Source organism: Moraxella oculi, assembly GCF_023336735.1.
In the GTDB taxonomy this organism is placed as follows: domain Bacteria; phylum Pseudomonadota; class Gammaproteobacteria; order Pseudomonadales; family Moraxellaceae; genus Moraxella; species Moraxella oculi.
Map to the genome: position 1 here is coordinate 1 of NZ_JAMBAQ010000063.1, position 572 is coordinate 572.

Annotated in this window: 1 pseudogene; it reads left to right on the forward strand. The window is 43.0% G+C overall.

Annotated elements, in window-relative coordinates:
* A pseudogene (locus M2R47_RS09390) lies at positions 1-572 on the forward strand (hypothetical protein); the annotation flags it as partial.

Here is a 572-nt window from a genome sequence, read left to right on the forward strand (position 1 = left end):
GACAACATCAATGTTACCCAAGATGAAAGCGGTAACCTAACTGTTGCCACCAAGCAAGATGTGGCGTTTGAAACTGTGAAAGTGGGCGATACGCTACAAGTGGATAACCTACTTAAAGTCGGCGACATCAATATCACCCCTGAGGGCATCACTGTTGGTAATACTACAGATGGCAGACAAGCCATTCGTGTTACCAGCGAAGGTAAGGCAGGTCGTGAGAAAAACACCATCACAGGTTTGACTCATAACTTGACTCAAGCAGGTCGTGACCAGCTCAATGTTGGACCAGCAAATGATTTCTTAGATCTTGATAATATCAAGGTTGATCTGACTGAAAAACAAAAAGTGCTATCAAGTGCGGCGACGGTGAGAGATGTCTTATCAACTGGCTTCAATCTGCATAACGATGGTGCACCAAAAGACTTCGTCCGCACTTACGACACCATTGATTTTGTAGACACTAAGTCAGCAGATATCAAAGTATCTACCGATCCGTTCAAAGACAACAAGATCAGTAAGATTACTGTTGATGTCAAGACAGATCCTAATAAAGGTATTGAGGTTACCGATAA